General features: G+C 71.8%; 16 protein-coding genes. 5 read left to right on the forward strand and 11 right to left on the reverse strand.

Annotated elements, in window-relative coordinates; all coding sequences use genetic code 11:
* Positions 1-93: 93 nt before the first annotated feature.
* On the forward strand, positions 94-306 hold the full coding sequence (locus G472_RS0106145) for a DUF1127 domain-containing protein (RefSeq protein ID WP_035691369.1): 213 nt from the start codon (positions 94-96) through the stop codon (positions 304-306).
* 55 nt (positions 307-361) lie between these two features.
* Here the strand turns inward: G472_RS0106145 and G472_RS0106150 are convergent, their stop codons facing one another.
* Together G472_RS0106150 and G472_RS0106155 are read right to left on the reverse strand one after the other, a co-directional pair.
* On the reverse strand, positions 362-1,807 hold the full coding sequence (locus tag G472_RS0106150) for an exopolysaccharide biosynthesis polyprenyl glycosylphosphotransferase (RefSeq protein ID WP_029007671.1): 1,446 nt from the start codon (positions 1,805-1,807) through the stop codon (positions 362-364).
* A 660-nt stretch (positions 1,808-2,467) separates the two neighbouring features.
* Positions 2,468-4,030: a sigma 54-interacting transcriptional regulator gene (locus G472_RS0106155; protein WP_029007672.1), complete on the reverse strand. Its 1,563-nt coding sequence runs from the start codon at positions 4,028-4,030 to the stop codon at positions 2,468-2,470.
* A gap of 243 nt (positions 4,031-4,273) precedes the next feature.
* Between G472_RS0106155 and G472_RS0106160 the strand changes: the two genes are divergently transcribed.
* On the forward strand, positions 4,274-5,572 hold the full coding sequence (locus G472_RS0106160) for a D-amino acid dehydrogenase (protein WP_029007673.1): 1,299 nt from the start codon (positions 4,274-4,276) through the stop codon (positions 5,570-5,572).
* Positions 5,573-5,595: 23 nt separating this feature from the next.
* Here the strand turns inward: G472_RS0106160 and smc are convergent, their stop codons facing one another.
* The 3 genes from smc to G472_RS0106175 form a co-directional block, all read right to left on the reverse strand.
* Positions 5,596-9,057: a chromosome segregation protein SMC gene (smc, locus tag G472_RS0106165; protein WP_029007674.1), complete on the reverse strand. Its 3,462-nt coding sequence runs from the start codon at positions 9,055-9,057 to the stop codon at positions 5,596-5,598.
* Positions 9,058-9,088: 31 nt separating this feature from the next.
* Complete coding sequence (locus tag G472_RS0106170; protein WP_084536476.1) at positions 9,089-9,709, reverse strand: DsbA family protein; 621 nt, start codon at positions 9,707-9,709, stop codon at positions 9,089-9,091.
* Between the two features lie 87 nt (positions 9,710-9,796).
* Positions 9,797-10,285 carry a DUF721 domain-containing protein gene (locus G472_RS0106175; RefSeq protein ID WP_029007676.1) on the reverse strand — a complete coding sequence of 163 codons (489 nt, stop codon included), beginning with the start codon at positions 10,283-10,285 and terminating at the stop codon, positions 9,797-9,799.
* A 117-nt stretch (positions 10,286-10,402) separates the two neighbouring features.
* Between G472_RS0106175 and mutY the strand changes: the two genes are divergently transcribed.
* From mutY to G472_RS31605, 3 genes are all read left to right on the forward strand, one after another.
* Entirely contained in the window at positions 10,403-11,431 is a 1,029-nt protein-coding gene (gene mutY, locus G472_RS0106180) for an A/G-specific adenine glycosylase (protein WP_029007677.1), read from the forward strand.
* 21 nt (positions 11,432-11,452) lie between these two features.
* On the forward strand, positions 11,453-12,205 hold the full coding sequence (locus G472_RS31600) for a DUF1194 domain-containing protein (RefSeq protein WP_051340482.1): 753 nt from the start codon (positions 11,453-11,455) through the stop codon (positions 12,203-12,205).
* A gap of 63 nt (positions 12,206-12,268) precedes the next feature.
* A complete protein-coding gene (locus G472_RS31605) occupies positions 12,269-13,201 on the forward strand; it encodes a hypothetical protein (RefSeq protein WP_051340483.1) in 933 nt (310 codons plus the stop codon).
* 28 nt (positions 13,202-13,229) lie between these two features.
* On the opposite strand, the gene G472_RS0106195 is transcribed toward G472_RS31605, so the two are convergent.
* The 6 genes from G472_RS0106195 to G472_RS31615 all read right to left on the reverse strand — a co-directional run.
* Positions 13,230-13,631, reverse strand: coding sequence for a dihydroneopterin aldolase (locus G472_RS0106195; RefSeq protein WP_084536477.1), 402 nt, complete (start codon positions 13,629-13,631; stop codon positions 13,230-13,232).
* A 136-nt stretch (positions 13,632-13,767) separates the two neighbouring features.
* Positions 13,768-14,850 (reverse strand): site-specific DNA-methyltransferase, encoded by a 1,083-nt coding sequence (locus G472_RS0106200; protein WP_029007679.1) that lies wholly within the window; start codon positions 14,848-14,850, stop codon positions 13,768-13,770.
* 166 nt (positions 14,851-15,016) lie between these two features.
* Positions 15,017-15,691, reverse strand: a complete 675-nt coding sequence (locus tag G472_RS0106205; protein ID WP_029007680.1) for a ribonuclease HII — start codon at positions 15,689-15,691, stop codon at positions 15,017-15,019.
* A 55-nt stretch (positions 15,692-15,746) separates the two neighbouring features.
* On the reverse strand, positions 15,747-16,796 hold the full coding sequence (locus G472_RS0106210) for a sulfate/molybdate ABC transporter ATP-binding protein (RefSeq protein WP_029007681.1): 1,050 nt from the start codon (positions 16,794-16,796) through the stop codon (positions 15,747-15,749).
* Positions 16,797-16,854: 58 nt separating this feature from the next.
* Entirely contained in the window at positions 16,855-18,072 is a 1,218-nt protein-coding gene (locus G472_RS31610; RefSeq protein WP_051340484.1) for a glycosyltransferase family 4 protein, read from the reverse strand.
* A 243-nt stretch (positions 18,073-18,315) separates the two neighbouring features.
* Positions 18,316-19,449 (reverse strand): calcium-binding protein (locus G472_RS31615; RefSeq protein WP_425387973.1); only part of this gene is annotated, 1,134 nt, incomplete at its 5' end.

Here is a 19,449-nt window from a genome sequence, read left to right on the forward strand (position 1 = left end):
CTATGAGAAAGCATGGTTTGTCGACAAGGCGCCGTGCGGTTGATTCTGGCCCCCGACCGGCGATGGTGGCGAGGGGGGAGTGTCATGGCCTGCATGAGCACAGCGCACGCACGGGAGCGTCCGGCCGGGCCCCCGCAGCGGTCCCGGCACTGGCTGGCGCGCTGGCTGGACCGGCCCCGGATGTGGCGGGAGCGCAGCGCCTATCGGCGTGCACTGGCGCGCATGGACGCCCATCTGCTGGCCGACATCGGCCTGGACGAAACGACCGCCCGGGCGGAGGCGGCGAAGCCCTTCTGGAAAGCATGAGGCGGGCCGCAGCGCCGGCCCGCCTCCGGTATTCCGCCCGCCGATGGCGGACCGCTCAGCTTCCTTCGCCGCGCAGCACCACGAACACGGTCTTCACCAGGATGTAGAAGTCGAACAGCAGGCCGCAGTTGCGGACGTAGAAGACGTCCATGCGCACACGTTCCTGGAAGCTGGTGCGATGGCGCCCCGACACCTGCCAGTACCCGGTGACGCCGGGGGTGACGGTGCCGATGATGGCGGCGGACTCACCCACCTCCGGCAGTTCGCGGGGCATGTAGGCGCGCGGTCCGATAAGGCTCATTTCACCGGTCAGCACGTTCCAGAGCTGCGGCAGCTCGTCCAGCGACGTTTTGCGCAGGAAGCGGCCGAAGGGGGTGATGCGCGGGTCGAAGGTCAGCTTGTGGAAGATCTCGTACTCCCGCCGGGCCTCGGGATCGGATTCCAGCAGGCGTTGAAGCTGCTCCTCGGCGTCCACGTGCATGGTGCGGAACTTCAGCAGCTTGAAGGTCCGGTTGCCGCCGGCCCAGCGCTCCTGCCGGAACAGCACCGGCCCGCGGCTGTCCAGCTTGATCAGGATGCCGATCGCCAGCATCAGCGGGGCGAAGACCAGCAGCGCCAGCCCGGCCAGCACGATGTCCATGGTGCGGCGGATGCGCAGGTACGTGGTGCGCGGCCGCAGGCTGACGCGCAGGGACAGGGAGCCGTGCAGGTTGTGGAAGCTGGCGTCCAGGCTGCTGACGTTGCCTTCACCCAGCACGCAATAGACCTGACGGAAGGGCAGGGAGCGCATCAGCGCCGTAAGGTCGGAGCCGTGCCGGCCGATGTCGGCGACGATGGCGGCCCGGGCCTGCGCGGCGTAGGCCGGGAACGTGCGCAGGGTGGACGGCGGGCCGATCACCGGCAGGTCGGCGACCCGGCGGTGCCACAGGGCCTCGTCCTCGTCGACGAAGCACACCGGCCGCATACCCAGCCACGGCAGCCGCTGCAGCTTCTCGGCCAGTGCCGCCCCCTGGGGGCCGGCGCCGACGATCACCACCGGTACCCGCCACTGGTGGGCGAAGGCGAGCACGCCGTGGACCAGCAGCATGTCGACCGCGAAGGTCAGCGCGAAACCGCCCAGCGCCACCGCCAGCGACAGGCCGAAGAAGGACCGGAAGCCCTCCATCACGATGAAGGGAACGATCAGCACCGCCGTGCACAGGACGGCGGCCTGGAAGGTGCGCCGGGCCCGCTCCGCATAGTCGAAGCGCCCCAGAGCGTAGATGCCGAACACCGACTTGATGAGCGGCACCAGCATCAGCCCCGTCAGCAGGGCCCGTTGCGCCAGGTCATGGTCCGCAGACAGGGCGGTGGTGGCGCCGGTGTACAGCACCAGCCAGCCCATCACCGCCAGGGCCGTGCCGTCGGCCAGGGCGAGGAGCAGCCCGAGCCCCACCGACGGCAGCGCCGACCTCCGGTCGGCTGCCAGATCGTAGACCACTTCCGGATCCGATTTGCTCATCGCTTAGCCCCGCATGGTTCCGTCGCAGCCGCCGCGTCCGCTTTCGGGCGGGCTGCATCCGTTTGCCGACTTGTCGTGCCGGAACATCTCTCTCGTGCCATCTTCCATAATCATGGCCGCATAAATCCGGCCGATGCTGTGGGAGCGTGGCAGTCCCGGTGCAGGCAGCGACTTAGGAGGCGGGCGGAAAACCATCAAGAAATCTTTGGTGGACGGAAATCCGTTGGCGATACTCCTTCGAATAAAAAGACCGATGGAAGAAAATCCGGGTGGGCAGGGCGTTGGGAGGGGTGACCCGAAGGGAGTGCGGCGACCGGGCCGGGAACCGACGCGAAGTGCCGCGAAACACCACCCGTTGTCACGGGAACTCTGCGTCCAGCCCCCGGTTGCGGCCGTCCCGGAGGCCTCGCCACCCGGCCGGGGCGCACCCGATGGGCCGCGCAACGGGGTATGCTTCCATCCGGAAGCGGCAGGCGGTGCGCTTGCGTGGCGGTCGGCCCGTCTCCAACGCGCCGTTGCGGCCATGACGGGGGAGCGGCAGTGTGGCGGGGTGGTGGTGGACGGTCCCGCCGGTGTGCGGCATGCACGGGCGGGACAGGAACGGCACCGCGCCGGAGATGTGTGGGACGACTCCGGCGCGGTGCCGTCTTCCGCCCCTCCTCACCCGCGGGCGATGCCGTACTTGCGCAGCTTGTTGGCAATCATCGTGTGGGAGGTCTTCAGCCGGGCGGCCAGCTTCCGGCTGGACGGATAGGCGGGGAACAGCCGGTTCAGCAGCGCCTTTTCGAACTCGGCCACCGCGTCCTCCCACCGGTCGGCCAGGGCGCCGGGCTCGCCGGCGGCCATGCGGGAGGTGGCGATCTCCAGATCCGCGACGTCCAGATCCGGACCGTCACTCATGGTGACGGCGCGGAAGATCATGTTCTCGAGTTGGCGCACGTTGCCCGACCAGGCGTTGGCCAGCAGCGCGGCACTGGCCCCCGCGGTGAGCCGGCGGGTCGGCCCGCGGGTCTGGGCGCAGGCCCGGTCGATGAAATGGCGGGCCAGCAGCAGGATGTCGTCGCCGCGCGCCCGCAAGGGGGGCACGCGCAGGGTCAGCACGTTGAGGCGGTAGAACAGGTCCTCGCGGAAGGCGCGCTCGGCCACCATCTGGTCCAGGTTGCGGTGGGTGGCGCTGATGATGCGTACGTCGACACGCTGCTCCGCCTCGGCGCCGACCCGGCGAAAGCTGCCGTCGTTCAGGAAGCGCAGCAGCTTCGCCTGGAGATAGGGGGACATCTCGCCGATCTCGTCGAGGAACACCGAGCCCCGGTCGGCCAGTTCCAGCAGGCCGGGCTTGCCGCCGCGCCGGGCGCCGGTGAAGGCACCGGGGGCGTAGCCGAACAGTTCGCTTTCCGCCAGGTTCTCCGGCAGGGCGGCGCAGTTGAGCGCCAGGAAGGGCCGCTCCGCCCGCGCGCTGGCGCGGTGGCAGGCATGGGCGATCAGTTCCTTGCCCGTCCCCGTTTCGCCCAGGATCAGCAGCGGCGCGTCGACCGCCGCAACCCGCGCCGCCCGCGCCTTCAACTCGCGGATGGGCGGCGAGTCGCCGAGGATGCGCTCGAACCCGCCCTCGTCGAAGTTGCGCAGCGCGTGCAGCCGTTCACCCAGCCGGCTGGGGGCGTTCAGGATCACCACCCCACCCGCCGCCCGGGCCGGCCCGCCGGCGGCGGATTCGGCGATCGGCCGGACGTCGAGAAGATAGGGCCGACCCCCCAGCACCACCTCGCGCGCCGGCGCCCGGAAGCCGGTGGCGATCAGCTCCGCCCGCAGCGCGGCGTCGCCGAACAGGGTGCCGACGCACGTCCCCCGCAGATCCGCCGGGTCGGCACCGCCACCACCACTGCCGACCGCGGCGGCGGCAGCGGCGGGGTTGGCCAGCACGATGGCGCCTTGCGCATCGACGGCCAGCACCGGGTCGGCCAGGGCGGCCAGAACGGCGTCGAGGTGGAGCCGCCGCCGCGCCCCCGGAAGCAGGTCGATGGCCACCGCGTCCCGCACGCCGGGCACCCCGGTGAGATCCGCGCGCAAGGGCGCGAGCGACGCCGGGTCCAGCTCCGGCGCGTCGACGTACATGTGCGGCGGCTCCACCTCCACCGCCACCACGTTCAGCCGCCGGCGGGCCAGGACGGCCAATACCTCGTGGGCGATGCCGACCCGGTCGGCGAAGACGATGGCGATGCGCATGGGGACGGGATCTCCCGACGGGGCTGTACGTTATCCGTTACAGCGTACACGATCGTGTACACATCGGCCAACGACTTGTCGGAACGGGGTTTTATCCGCTTCCGGAGGCGTCCCGCCGGGTGGCCGTACACAATCGTTTACAGTGGCAGACGCGCGGGAACGTGGATTCGCGCCCTTTCCGGAGGCTGGCACGGGCCTTGCGATCAGGGGAACGGGCGTGGACCGAATGGCGGGAGATCCCTTGTGAAAGTCATCGTTCTGGGCAGTGGCGTGATCGGCGTGTCGTCGGCCTATTACCTGGCGCGGGCGGGGCACGAGGTTACCGTCATCGACCGCCAGCCGGGTCCGGCGCTGGAAACCAGTTACGCCAACGCCGGCGAGGTGTCGCCCGGATACTCCGCGCCGTGGGCGGCGCCCGGCCTGCTGCTGAAGGCCGTGAAGTGGCTGGCCATGACCCATCGGCCGCTGGTGATCCGTCCGCGGCTCGACCCCGCCATGTGGGCGTGGGCTCTGCGCCTTCTCGCCAACGCCACCGCCGAACGCTATGAGATCAACAAGGGCCGCATGGTCCGGCTGGCCGAGTACAGCCGCGACTGCCTGCGCGACCTGCGCGCGGCCACCGGCATCGCCTATGACGAGCGGGCCCGCGGCACCTTGCAGCTCTTCCGCAAGCAGGCGCAACTGGACGCGGTGGGCAGCGACACGGCGGTGCTCGACCGCTTCGGCGTGGTGTACGAACTCCTCGATCGCGACGGCTGCATCGGCGCCGAACCCGGCCTGGCGGCGGTGCGCGACAAGATCGCCGGCGGCCTGCGGCTGCCCGGCGACGAGACCGGCGACTGCTTCCTGTTCACCGGGGCGCTGGCAAAGCTGGCCGCCGAAGCCGGCGTCGAGTTCCGCTACGGTACGGGCATCCGGCACCTTGCCCACGACGGGCGGCGCATCACCGCCGTGGTGACCGACGCCGGAGAGATGACCGCGGACGCCTACGTGGTGGCGCTGGGGAGCTATTCGCCCCATCTGCTGAAGCCGCTGGGACTCGGCCTGCCGATCTACCCGGTCAAGGGCTATTCGATCACCGTGCCCATCACCGACGCCACGGGTGCACCGGAATCCACTGTGATGGACGAGACCCACAAGGTGGCGATCACGCGCCTGGGCGACCGCATCCGCGTCGGCGGCACCGCCGAGCTGGCCGGCTACGACCTGACCCTGCGGCCGGCCCGGCGGCGCACGCTGGAGCATGTGGTCACCGACCTGTTCCCGCACGGCGGCGACGTGGCGCGGGCCGAGTTCTGGACCGGGCTGCGGCCGATGACTCCCGACGGCCCGCCGGTGGTCGGCGGGACGCCCATCGCCAACCTGTTCCTGAACACCGGTCACGGCACGCTGGGCTGGACCATGGCGGTCGGATCGGGCCGGGTGCTGGCCGACCTCGTCTGCGGCCGCACCGCGGACATCGACACCGAAGGGTTGGGGCTGGAGCGCTATGCGTCTCAGGCCGCCCGGCCCTTCGCCATCGGCGGGCGAATCCCCGCCTGACCCCAGGGCGGCGCGCGGGGTGCTTACGCCACCCCGCGCAGCTCCTCCACCCCGCGCAGGTCGACGCTGACCAGCCGGGACACGCCGCGCTCGGCCATGGTGACGCCGAACAGGCGGTCGACGCGGGCCATGGTCAGGCGGTGGTGGGTGACGATCAGGAAGCGCGTGCCGCCGTCGCGCGCCATATCCTCCACCAGATCGCAGAAGCGGCCGACGTTGGCCTCGTCCAGCGGCGCGTCCACCTCGTCCAGCACGCAAACCGGCGCGGGGTTGGACCGGAAGACGGCGAACAGCAGGGCCAGGGCGGTCAGCGCCTGCTCCCCGCCCGACAGCAGCGACAGGTTCTGCAGCTTCTTGCCCGGCGGGCTGGCGTAGATCTCCAGGCCGGCGTTCAGCGGGTCCTCGGCGTTCACCAGCTCCAGATGGGCCTTGCCGCCGCCGAACAGGCGCTGGAACAGCTCCTGGAAGTTGCGGTTCACCGTTTCGAAGGACGCCACCAGCCGCTCCCGCGCCTCCCGGTTCAGGGAGGCGATGCCCTGGCGCAGGCGGGCGATGGCGGCGATCAGGTCCTCGCGCTCGCCCTGCAACGACGTGATCTGCTGCTCCAGCTCAGCCACCTCGATCTCGGCACGCAGGTTGACCGGGCCCATGGCCTCGCGCTCCCGCGTCAGCTTGTCCAGGCGCGATTCCACCGCGGCGGCGTCGGGTAGTTCCTCGTCGGCGGCGATGCCGGCCGCCTCCAGGCATTGGTCGGGGCGGCAGGACAGACGTTCGCCGATGCGTTCGGCCAGCGTGCGCTCCTGCTGCACCGCGGCGCCCACCGCCGCCTCGGCGCGGGCGCGGGCCTCGCGCGCGTCGGCCAGGCCGGCTTCGGCGTCGCGAAGCTGCGCCTCCGCCTCCGCCACCGTCGCCTCGCCGGCGGCCAGCGCCGCGGCGGCGCGCGTGCGCTCCCGCTCCGCCCCGGCGATGCGATCCAGCAGGTCGCGGCGGTCTTCGGCGATGGCGGCGGGGCGCGACGCCAGCCGCTCCAGTTCGGCCTCCGCCTCGGCGGCGCGCGCCTGCAGCTCCTCGACCCGTCCGCCGGCGCCTTGCTGGCGGGTGGACCAGGACGCCTCCTCCCGGTCGATGGCGGCGATGCGCTGGCGGCGGCTCTGCGCTTCGCGCAGCAGCCGATCGACGGCGTTCTGCTTCTCCGCCAGCACGCTGCGCCGCTCGGCCACCGCCGCCCGCAGCTCGTTGCGGCGGTCATGGCCGTCGCGCGGGTCGGGCAGGGCGTCCAGCGCCTCGCGGACCGCGCCGAGACCGGCTTCGGTCTCGCGGCGGTCGGCCTCCAGCCGCTCCACCCCTTCCAGCAGGGCGGCGAGGCGGGAGCGGGCGGCGTCGGCTTCGCGGGCGAGCCGGGCGTGGCGGTCGCGGGCGGCGTTGGTGGCGGCGAACGCCTCCCGCACCGCGTCGCGGGCCCGACGGTCGCGGGCGGACGCCTCCTCGGCGGCGCGGCGCGCCTCGTCCAGCGCGGCCCGCGCCAGCTCCACCCGGTCCTCCGCCTCCTCCAGTTCGGCCTGCACCTCGCGCAGCCGGTTGCGCTGCTTCAGGCGGACGGCCGCCGCGGTGGGGGCGCCGGCCCGGACGGTCAGCCCGTCCCAGCGCCACGCCCCTCCGTCGAGGCTCACCAGGATCTGCCCGGGGCCCAGCGCCGGCGCCAGGGCGGCGCCGGTGTCGGCGTCCCCGACCACGGCGATGTGGGCCAGTGCCCGGTCCAGCGCCTGCGGCCCGCGGACCGCGGCGGCCAGCGGCTCCGCACCGTCGGGCGGCCGGGTGGCGCCGTCCAGGGCGGGCAGGGTGCGCCAGTGCACGGGGGCCGCCTCGTCCAGCGGGGCGGTGAGGTGGTCGCCCAGCGCCGCCGCCAGCGCCCCTTCATAGCCGGGGGTCACGGTGACGGCGTCGATCAGCGGCGGGAACAGGTCGCCGGAGCCGGCGGCCAGCAGTTCCGCCAGCGCCTTCTCCTCCGCCTTCAGGCGGGTGCGCGCCGCCTCCGCCCCGTGCAGGGCGTCGCGGGCGCGGGCCTGGGCGGGCTCGGCGTCGGCCCTGGCGCGTTCCGCCTCCTCCGCTGCCTCGCGGGCGTCGTCCAGGCGCTGTTCGGCCATGGCCACGGCCAGTTCGGCGTCGGCCACGTCGCCGCAGGCGGCGATCTCCTGCTCCAGCCGGGCGCGCTGCGCCTGCTGTTCGGCGATGCGCCGGGTCAGGCCGGCGGCCCGCCCCTCGATCTCCTGCACCTGGCGTTGCAGGGCGGTGCGGCGGGCGTCGTCGGCGGCCACCTGTTCGGTGAGGCGGGTGAGGGCGCGGTCCAGCTCGTCGACGGCGTCGCGCGCCTCCACCAGCGCCTCGCGGGCCGCCTCCTCCAGGATCTCCTCGTCATCCTGTTCGGCCCGCAGGCGGTCGCGCTCGGCCCGCAGGCGGTCCAGGGCGGCGTCGGCGTCGGCGGCCAGCGCCTGTTCACGGCCGAGGTCGCCGGCCACCTGCTGAAGCCGGGCGGCGAGGGCGCGCTGCTGCTCGGCGACGCGCCGCTCCTCGGCGTCGAGCTGCTCGCGCGCCAGGACGAGCCGTTGCAGGGCCGCCGCGGCCGCGGCCTCCGCCTGGCGCAGGGCGGGCAGGCCGGCGGCATCGGCGGTGCGCTTGCGCTCGAACCCCTGCACCGCGAGCATCAGGGAGCGCACCGTTTCCTCCGCGGCGGCGTGGGCGGCGCGGGCGCGAGCGACGTCGCGCTCCGCGGCGATCCAGCGCAGGTGCCACAGGATGGCCTCGGCGCGGCGGATGTGTTCCGACAGGGACCGGTAGCGCGCCGCCTGGCGCGCCTGCTTCTTCAGGCTCTGGAGCTGGGTGTCCATCGCCCCGATGACGTCCTCCAGCCGCGTCAGGTTGCCTTCCGCGGCCTTCAGGCGCAGCTCCGCCTCGTGGCGGCGGGAGTGCAGGCCGGTGATCCCCGCCGCCTCCTCCAGCAGGACGCGGCGGTCCTGCGGCTTGGCGGCGATGATCTGCCCCACCTTGCCCTGGCTGACCAGGGCCGGGGAGTTGGCGCCCGACGCGTTGTCGGCGAACAGGAGCTGGACGTCGCGGGCCCGCACCGGCTTGCCGTTGATGCGGTAGTCGGAGCCGGAGCCCCGTTCGATCCGCCGGACGATCTCCAGCTCGTCCGCCTCGTTGAAGCCGGCCGGGGCTGTGCGGGCGCGGTTGTCCACCACCATGGCCACCTCGGCCAGGTTGCGCGCCGGCCGGCTGGACGTGCCGCCGAAGATGACGTCGTCCATGTCGCCGCCGCGCAGCTTGCGGGCGGACGTCTCGCCCATCACCCAGCGCAGCGCCTCCACCAGGTTCGACTTGCCGCAGCCGTTGGGGCCGACGATGCCGGTGACACCGGGCTCGATCACCAGGTCGGTCGGATCGACGAACGACTTGAAGCCGGACAGGCGGAGGCGCGTGAAGTGCAACGGACGACTCCCGGTCGTGGCGGCGCCGGCGTTACCGGGCCAGCTTCTCGATGGCCTCGGCGAAGCGCTCGAACGGCTGGGCGCCCTCGATGCGGGCGGCGCCGTCGTTGAGGACGAAGGTCGGCGTGGACTGGATGTTGTCCTCGTTCTGGCCCTTCAGGCGCATGGACAGGATGGCGTCGGCAAGCTGCTGGTCGTTCCAGCAGGCGGTGATGGTCTCATCGCTCAGGCCGGCCAGCTTGCCGATCTGGGTCAGGGCCTTGGCCGGGTCGGCGGCGCGCGACCACTGGGCCTGCGTCTTGAACAGCACGTCGAGCACGGCGAAGTAGCGCTCCGCCGGGGCGCAGCGGGCCAGCATGGAGGCGCGCAGGGCCCACTGGTCGAAGGGGAAGTCGCGGAACACCAGCTTGGCCTTGCCGGTGTCGATGTACTGCTCCTTGATCCGCGGCAGCGTTTCCACGTGGAAGGTGGCGCAGTGCGGGCAGGTGAGGGACGAGTAGTCGACGATGGTCACCGGCGCGTCGGCCCGGCCGAGCACCCGCTCGGCGGCGCGGTCCGCGGTCGACTCGGCCGCCTGCGCGGTGGAGATCCACACCACGGCTGCCAACGCCGCGACCGCGACGACGATGATTCCCAAAAGATTGCGGTTCACGAACCCCTCCTACCTAGATGTTGTTACTATAGCGGTGCCGCTGCGGTGCGGGCAAGGGCCCGGAATCGGCCCTCCCGGCCCGGTTCCTCAGCCCGGACGTCGCCGGGTCGACGGTGCCGGACGGGCCAGCAGCGAACGGCCGAAGCGCTCCAGCACGGCGCGCAGGTCGGCGTCTTCGACGGCGGCGGTGGCGTTGATGACGGCGATCTCCTCGTCCATCGACAAGGGGCGCGGCGGCGGCGGCCGGCGCGGCGGCGGGACCGCCGGGGCCGCGTGCACCAGCTTGATGCGGGCCACCGCGCGGTAGCCGAAGAAGCCGTTGATCTTCTCGATGATCAGCGGTTCCAGATGCTGCAGTTCCAGGGCGATGGCGCCCATGGCGCGGATGTGCAGGGTGGCGTCCTCGCGCTTGCCGCGGGGGAAGCTCAGCCGGTCGGGCTGGGTGCGCTGAGCGAGCTGGTGGCCGACGACGCTCGGCCACTCGGTGATGAGCGCGCCGAAGGCCAGCCCCTTCTTGCCCAGTGCCTTGCCGGCAACCTCCGGCACGGTGCGGCCGATGAGTCGCGGTCCTGCCATGGCGTACACTCTCCCCGGCAAATGTGGCGGGACGTTAGCGCAGTCGGCGCGCCGCCCGCCAGGGGGGTGCGCATCACACTTCCGTCAACGGCCGAGGCGCCCTATGTCAATGCGGCCATGACCAAAGACAGCCCCGTCGCCGACCGCCTGCTTGCCTGGTACGACCGCCATCGCCGCGACCTGCCCTGGCGCAGCCCGCCGGGAGAGCGCGCCGACCCCTACCGCGTCTGGCTGTCGGAGATCATGCTCCAGCAGACGACAGTGCCCGCCGCCGCCCCCTACTTCCGCGCCTTCGTGGAGCGCTGGCCGCGGGTGGAGGACCTGGCCGCCGCCGATACCGACGCGGTGATGGCGGCATGGGCCGGGCTCGGCTACTACGCCCGCGCCCGCAACCTGCTGAAATGCGCCCGTGCGGTGGCGGCGGAACACGGCGGGCGGTTTCCCGACACCGAGTCGGCCCTCCTCGACCTGCCGGGAGTCGGCGCCTACACCGCGGCGGCCATCGCCGCCATCGCCTTCGGCCGCCCCGCCACGGTGGTGGATGGCAACGTGGAACGGGTCGTCGCCCGCCTCTTCGCGGTGGAGGAGCCGCTGCCCGGCGCCAAGGCGACGCTGCGCCGGCTGGCCGCCACGCTAACGCCGCCGCAGCGGCCCGGCGACTATGCCCAGGCGATGATGGACCTCGGCTCCGGCGTCTGCACGCCGCGCAAGCCGCGGTGCATGCTCTGCCCCCTGGCCGCGGGCTGCGCCGCCCGGGCGGCCGGTATCGCCGAGGGACTGCCGCGCAAAGCCCCCAAGGCCGACAAGCCGACGCGGCGCGGCACCGCCTACTGGCTGCTCAATCCGGAGGGGGCGGTGCTGCTGCGCCGCCGTGCCGAGTCGGGGCTGCTGGGCGGCATGGCCGAGATCCCGTCCACCGGCTGGGACGGCGGCACGGCGCCGCAGGCCACCGGCTGGCGCTGCCTTCCGGGTGCGGTTCGCCACACTTTCAGCCATTTTCACCTGGAACTTGAGGTGATGGCGGCGCGCACCGGAGCGGACTGGCGGGCAGCCGATGGATTCTGGGTGCCGCTCGACCGGCTGGGCGAGCAGGCGCTGCCGTCGGTCATGCGCAAGGTCGTCCGGCACGCGCTGGCCCACGCCTGACCCAACCTTCCGGTGCCTGCCATGCTCCTGCGTTCCGCCGTCCTCGCCCTCGTGTTCCTTTTCCTTCCGGCTTGGACGGCGGTGGCCGATACGCCTCGCAGGGCCGCGCCCGCCCCGACGGTGGCGCTGGAGCTGGTGATGCTGGTCGACGGCTCGGCCAGCATCTCCACGGGCGCGCTGGAATTCCAGTTGCGCGGGCACGCCGCGGCGTTCCGCGACCCCGACGTGGTGGCCGCCATCACCGCCGGGGGCGGCGTCGCGGTGACCCTGGCCGCCTTCGCCGGCCCGAACTCCCTGAAGGTGCTGGTGCCCTGGCGGGTGGCGGCCGATGCCGCCGGGGCGGAGGCGTTCGCCGCCGCGATCATGACGGCGCCGCGCACCTTCAAGGGCGGCTCCACCGCCATCGGCAGCGCCATCGACGCCGCGGTGGTGCTGTTCGACCGCAGCACCGCGCGCGCGGCTCGCAAAGCCATCGACATCGTCTCCAACGGCTTCTCCAACGCCGGTATTGATCCGGCGGAGGCCCGCGACCGGGCGGTGGAGCGTGACATCACCATCAACGCCCTGGCCATCCTGGACGAGTACGCCTGGCTGGAGGAGTATTACCGGGAGTCGGTGATCGGCGGCTTCAACGCGTTCGTCCTGACCGCCATGGACCGCGAGTCCTTCGTCGATGCTCTGCGCCGAAAGCTGATCCTTGAGATCGCCGGGCGGGAACCGGACACGCGGGTAGCGGATCTGGTGGATTATTCGCAGCGAGCGACCGGGAATTAAGAAACGATAAACCGTGCCACGCGCACGATTATTGCGGAACAACCTCCGACGTGTGGTGACGCGATGCAAAGCAGCGATGTGACGGCGCAGAAGGCGCCCCTCAGCACCCTGGTCATTTCCCCGGCCTCCGCCCCCGCGACGGAGAAGAAGAAGGCCGACACGACCGAGTCGTCCGGCGGCAAGGGCGAAAAGTCCGAAAAATCCGGAAATCCCGCCTTCACCATCTCGCAGTCCATGGAGAAGCTGCTGGACGGGTTGAGCGGCAAGTCCGGCAGCGCCCCTGAGAACCCCGAGGTCCTGCGCGCCCGCCAGGCGGAACGGATGATGCGTGGCATCCAGGCCATGAGCAAGGCGGTGACCGAAGCCACCAGCAAGATGCTGGACCTGCTGAAAGGCGACCTGGGCAAGACCCTGGGCGGCTTCGGCATGCCCCGTGATCGCATCAACGACGTGCTCGGCGGCTTCGGCAAGCATCTTCAGGAGAAGATGAAGACGCTCGACTTCAAGGGCGTGTCGCTGGACATCATGCAGTCGAACACGCAGATGACGCTGGAGTCGCGCGGCATCGACCTGACCATCAAGGACGGCGACCGCGAGATCAGCATCTCCTTCGCCAAATCGACGCTGGAATTCGCGCGCGACGACCAGCGCCTGCAGGCGGAGATGGACGCGGCCGGCGGGTTCAAGTTCGCCTTCGGGCAGAGCAGCACCACCGCCAGCGCCAAGGCCACGGGCATGATCGTCAAGGCCGACGGCTTCTCGGCGGAAGAGATCGAGGGGGTGCTGGAAAAGCTGAACGGCATGCTGAACGAGGGCGCCCTCGGCGGAATGAACGGTCTGGCCGTCGTCCGGCCGGAGAAGAGTGCCGACGGCATTCTTAAGATGAAGCTGGATCTGTCGGTGATGCTCGGCACCGGCACCGGCACCGGCACCGGCACCGGCACCGGCACCGGCGCATCCGAGCCGTCGAAGTCGGCCCTCGACGTCAAGGCCTGACGCGGCGCACCCGGTTGCGGGGATGCGGTTACCCGCGTCCCCGCACGATCTCCACCCCGACCGAGGCGGCGTCGGGGAAGACGTCCAGCTTTTCCACGCGGGCGCGGACGCCGCGGACGCGCGCATCCGCCAGGCAGCGTTCGGCCAGCCGCTCGGCCAGGGTTTCCACCAGCATGACGTGGCCGCGCCCCACCTCCGCGCGCACCAGCGCCGCCGCGTCCTCGCCGGAAGGGGCGGGGACAGCCGGGTCGATCTCGGGTTCCAGGTCCAGGTCGAGGTTCACGCGGATGCGCTGCGCCGCGTCACGCTCATGGGCGTAGACGCCGATCATCGCCTCCATCACCAGGTCGCGCACGAAGACGCGGGTAGGGCCGGGCGAGGGGGCCGGCATGGGGGCGGAGACGGCGACGGACGCGAAGAGCTTGCTCATGGGGGCGACAGGTAGCACTTCGCCCCCACCCCCACAAGTCCGGCCCGGTATCGGCCGCGACGGCGGCCGCGGCCCGATAGGGCCGAAGCCTGCGTGGCGTTTGAACGCAGCGGTCAGGATTTTCCTGACCGCGTAATCAGTGCATCTCCGCGCGGATTTGGCTGCGCAGCACGTCGATGGGCAGCAGTTCGCCCTTCTGTTCGAAGTGCCAGAAGGTCCAGCCGTTGCAGGCGGGCAGGCCGGCCATGGCCGCCCCCACCTGATGGATCGAGCCGAGATGGCGGCCCAGCGAATTCTCGCCGGTCAGAGTGCCGTCGGCGCGCACGCGGGCGACCAGCCGGCGGCGCTGGTCGAACAGCGATGTCCCGGGGCTCAGCAGCCCGCGTTCGACCACCCAGCCGAAGGGAATGCGCGGCTGCTGGCGCTTGGGCGGGGTGTCGAGCAGGGCATGGTCCGGCGCCTCCTCCACCGCGTCGATGCGCGCCTGCGCCGCGGCCACATAGGTCTCGTCCCGCTCCAGCCCGATCCAGCGCCGGCCCAGGCGCTTGGCGACGGCGCCGGTGGTGCCGCTGCCGAAGAACGGGTCCACCACCAGGTCGCCCGGCCGGGACGACGCCATCAGCACGCGGTAGAGCAGCGCCTCCGGCTTCTGCGTGGGGTGGGCCTTGCGCCCCTGCGTGTCGCGCAGCCGCTCGGGACCGGAGCAGATGGGCAGCAGCCAGTCGCTGCGCATCTGGAGATCCTCGTTCAGGTTCTTCATGGCTTCGTAATTGAAGCGGTACCGGGCGTCCTTGTCCCGCGACGCCCAGATCAGCGTCTCATGGGCGTTGGCGAAGCGGGTGCCGCGGAAGTTCGGCATCGGGTTGGTCTTGCGCCAGACGATGTCGTTGAGGATCCAGAATCCCAGGTCCTGGAGCGTGGCGCCGACGCGGAAGATGTTGTGGTAGCTGCCGATCACCCACAGGGAGCCGTCGGGCTTCAGGATGCGCCGCGCCGCTGCCAGCCAGTCGCGGGTGAACCGGTCGTAAGTGGCGAAATCGTCGAACTTGTCCCACGCCTCCTCGACCCCGTCGACGCGGGTGTGGTTGGGCCGCAGGAGTTCACCGCCGAGCTGGAGGTTGTAGGGCGGATCCGCGAACACCACGTCCACCGACTCGGCCGGCATGGCGTTCATCAGCGCCACGCAGTCCCCGACCAGGATCCGATTCGGCTCCAGCATTTCCTCGTCCTCCCCGCGAATCACCGGCGGGACAATGAGTCAGGTGCGAGTCGGCGTCAACGGATTTTTGCCAAAAGAGTCTTGCGAGTCAGTCCCTTATCGGGACTCCTTCAGAGCTGAATCCAAGATGTTGGGCAAAGCGCAGGCTTGGGCGCCAGGGATTGTGTCAGGCGGACTCCGATACGGCGGCGCTGTCAACTGCGCCGTCGAGGCATGCCCTGACGGGGCCGAAGCTGCGGCGGTGGTGGGGCGTGGGACCGAGCCGCGTCAGGGCGGCGCGGTGGGCCGCGGTGGGATAGCCGGCGTTGCGGTCCCAGCCGTATCCGGGGAAGGCCGCATGCAGGTCCCGCATCACCCGGTCGCGCTCCACCTTGGCGACGATGGAGGCGGCGGCGATGGACAGGCAGGTGGCGTCACCCTTGACCACCGTGCGCACCGCGCAGGGCAGGGCCGGTGCCCGGTTGCCGTCGACCAGCGCCAGCGTCGCCGCGACGTCCAGCCCCTCGTACGCCCGGCGCATGGCCAGCAGCGAGGCGTGCAGGATGTTGAGGTCGTCGATCTCCGCCACCGAGGCCCAGGCCACCGACACCGCCAACGCGTGGGCGCGGATGGCCGGGGCCAGCTCCTCGCGCATTTGCGCGGTCACCTGCTTGCTGTCGTGGATGAGGGCCGCCACCGCTTCGGGCAGGCCGTCGGGCGGCAACACCACCGCGGCCGCGGTCACCGGCCCGGCCAGCGGCCCGCGGCCCACCTCGTCGATGCCGCAGACGACGGCACCGGGGCCGGCGGCGCGTTCCAGGGTGAGGTCGGGGCGGGGGCGGGAGGCGCGGAGCGTGGGCATGGCCCATTGATAGCGGTCCCGGCCTTGCCCCCGCCAGCGAATCCGGCCTTCACCGTCACGCCGCGGGGAATACCCGCAGGCGGGCAAAGCGGATGGCGCAGCGATCCCCCGCCACCGGCGGTGCGGCGGACAGCCGGGCGCGGTCCAGTTCCGCCTCCAGGAATTGGCCGGCCAGTTCCAGGTCGACGCGGATGGCGGCCCCGATCACCCGGACCCCCAGCACCCGCACCGGACCGTCGGCGTCTGCCAGGATCTCCACGTCGCGCGGCCGGACGAAGGCCAGCACCGGACCGCGGGCGGCGCCGGTGTCTCCGGCAAAGGGAATGGCCGGGAGGCCGCCCCCGGGGTGCAGGGCACCGTCGGCCGCTACCCCCTCCAACCGGTTCATCGGCCCCAGGAACGCGCACACGAAAGCGGTGGCCGGGCGGTCGTAGACCTCGGCGGGCGTGCCGATCTGGACGATCCGGCCGCGGTCCATGATGGCGACGCGGTCGGCCACCTCCAGCGCCTCCTCCTGGTCGTGGGTGACGAACAGGCCGGTGAAGCGCATCGCGTCGTGCAGGGTGCGCAGCCAGCGCCGCAACTCCTTGCGCACCTCGGCGTCGAGGGCGCCGAAGGGCTCGTCCAGCAGCAGGATGCGCGGCCGCACCGCCAGTGCCCGGGCCAGCGCCACGCGCTGGCGCTGACCGCCGGACAACTGGGCGGGGTAGCGCCCGGCCAGGGGGGCGAGCCGGACCAGTTCGAGAAATTCCGCAACGCGCCGGCGGATCTCGGTCCGCGGCGGTCGTTCGCCGGCCGGCAGAGCCTCCAGGCCGAAGGCGACGTTGTCCGCCACGGTCTTGTGGCGGAACAGCGCATAGTGCTGGAAGACGAAGCCGACCCGGCGGTCGCGGGGCGGGAGGGGCAGGGCGTCCGCACCGTCGATGGTCAGGGCACCGGAATCCGGCCGCTCCAGACCGGCGACCATGCGCAGCAAGGTGGTCTTGCCGGAGCCGGACGGGCCGAGCACGGCCACGAGTTCGCCCGAATCAACGTCCAGGTCGACGCGGTCGATGGCGGCGACGTCGCCGAAGCACTTGGTGATGCACGTCAGTCGTATGGCCATGCCGGCAGTCTAGAGGATCGCCGCCGGCCGCGGTACGCCGCCGACGGGGCGCGAAGGGTCAACTCTGTCCCGCGACGTCGCCCGTCCGGCCGGTGTTCAGCAGAGGACTGTGCCGCGCCACCGGCAACTCGTCGTAGAGCGCGGTCAGGCGCGCCTGGACGCTGGCCATGGCGTAGTTCTCCACCACCACGCGCCGCGCCGCCTCGCCCATGGCCGCCGCTTCCGCGGGCCGGCGCAGCAGGGACAGGATCGCCCCCTGGAGCGCCGGGACGTCGCCCGGCCGGATCAGCAGGCCGGTGCGGCCGTTCTCCACCGCCCGGGGGATGCCGCCCACCGGCGTCGTCACCACCGGCAAGCCATGGGCCATCGCCTCCAGGAGCGCCATGGGCAGCCCCTCGGCGTAGGAGGGGAGCAGGAACACGTCGGCGGCGCGCATGGCCGCGTCCTTCTCGGCCCCGGACACCCAGCCCAGCAGCCGCACCCGCGACGCCCAGGGCTTGCCCTGAAGGCGGCGGCGCACCTCGTCCAGTTCGCCGTCGCCACCGAACCAGAACTGGGCGCGCGGGAAATGCCGCAGCACGCCCGGCACCACCTGGAGGATGTCGTAGGTGCCCTTGCCGGGGCCGAGGCGGCCCAGGGACAGCAGGACCGGGCCGGACCTGGCCGGGCGCGGCGTCGCCGGAGCCGGCAGCACGGCCGGGTTGGGGACCACCACCGGCGCACTGCGGGTGTAGAGGCCGCGGTAATAGTCGGCCCATTCCTCGGACAGCACCACCAGCCGGTCCAGGCGGTTCAGGACGAAGCGCACGTAGGCACGCCGCAAGCGGCTGCCGCCCTCGTAGAAGCCGGGGAAGAGACCCGAATGGGCGTGCCCGACCACCGGTACTCCCAGAGCCCGGGCCATGAGGATGAACGCGGACTTCCGGTAGAAGCTGCCGCGGGCCGCGAAATGGACGTGCACCGCGCAGGCGCGGCGCGTCAGGATGGCGCTCAGCATCTCCCGCGCGCCGCGGACGGCAGCCGCCAGCTTCGCCCGGCGGCTGCCGTCCACATGGGTGACGATGTGGCGCATGCGGTAGCGATCGGGCGACCAGTTCTCGGTCAGCACCTTGAGAACCGCAGCCATGCCGCCGTACGCCTCGGTGGCGGGACCCAGCACCAGCACGGTGCGAGGGGCGGCGGGCTGCGACCGGTCGGTCCAGCGCGCGGCGCGCGGCGCAAAGAGCGCGGGGAAATCGAGAAAGGTGCGCAGCGTGCTCCACAAGCCCGTCGTCATGCCCGGTCAGCTCCCTTGCCACGGTGCTCGGCCCCATGCGGCACCGGACGTGGCTACGGAAACGGCACTCGGCAACCGGCGTTGCAGAAGGCAATCGGCGTACCCCCGGCCTGCTAGTACGGACCGGCAGGACCGTTCGTGCAGGATTCCGGACGCAAGGAAGGGCGGCCCGCCGGAATCGGACCGCCCTCCCGCTGGCTGCCGGGCCGGGTCCCGTCGGGACCCGGCCCGGCATGACGCCGATCAGACCACCGGCGCGTCGGTGTGGACGAAATCGTCCACGTAGACGTTGTAACCAACGGACAGGCCGCTGGCCTGGACGTTCTCCAGGACCAGGATCGTCTCGGCCGCCAGGGCGCCGGCCGCGCCGTCCAGATCGATGCGCACCTCGGTCGCCGTACCCACCTGGACGAAGGCCAGATAGTCGGGCGGAAGATGATCGCCGACGCTGGCCTTCAGGCCGGCGGTCAGGGCGCGCAGGTCGATCTTGTCCTCATGGATGGCGAAGTCCGTGACACGGTCCGCCCCGTTGCCCAGCCGTTCCACCAGGAACGTGTCGGACCCGGCGCCGCCGGTCATGGTGTCCACGGCACCGCCGGGCACCAGGTCGTTGCCACCGGTGAGGGTGTCGTCGCCCGCACCGCCGAACAGCAGGTCGGCACCCGCACCGCCGTCGAGGTAGTCGTTGCCTTCGTCGCCGTAGAGGGTGTCGTTGCCGAGTCCGCCGTACAGCTTGTCGTTGTCGAGCCCGCCATACAGCAGGTCGTTGCCGGCCCCGCCGTAGAGCGTGTCGGCACCGGCCCCGCCGGCCAGGACGTCGTCGCCGCCGCGCCCGTAGATCAGGTCGTCGCCCTGGAGGCCGCGCAGCCTGTTGGGCCCGTCGTCGCCCATCAGCACGTCGGCGAAGTTGGAGCCGATGACGTTCTCGATGCTGATCAGCGTATCGACGTTGTCACCGCCGCCGTCCGCCACACCGGCCGCCAGATCGACCTTCCAGCCCGACTTTTCGTTCGTCAGGTCGAGGAAGTCGTTGCCCTTGCCGCCGTCCAGGATGTCCGGACCCGGCGTGCCGACCATCTTGTCGTCGCCGTCGGTCCCCACGATCGGCCGCGGGCCCGGAGGCGGCGGTGCCACCACGTTCTGGCCGACGACGAGGGAGGCGGGGGCGACGTTGTCGAGCACCAGCACGGTCTCAGACACGCCGTTCACGGTCACCACCACATGGGTGGAGGTCCCGGCCGCCACGAAGCGCACCCAGTCGGCGGTGAATTTGGCACCCGATGCCACCAGGCCGGCGTGCAGGATGGTGAGGTCGATGACGTCCTCGCCGGGCGCGAAGTCGAGCACCCGGTCGGTGCCCATGCCCAGCCCTTCCAC

This window comes from Azospirillum halopraeferens DSM 3675 (assembly GCF_000429625.1).
Classification (GTDB): Bacteria; Pseudomonadota; Alphaproteobacteria; order Azospirillales; family Azospirillaceae; genus Azospirillum; species Azospirillum halopraeferens.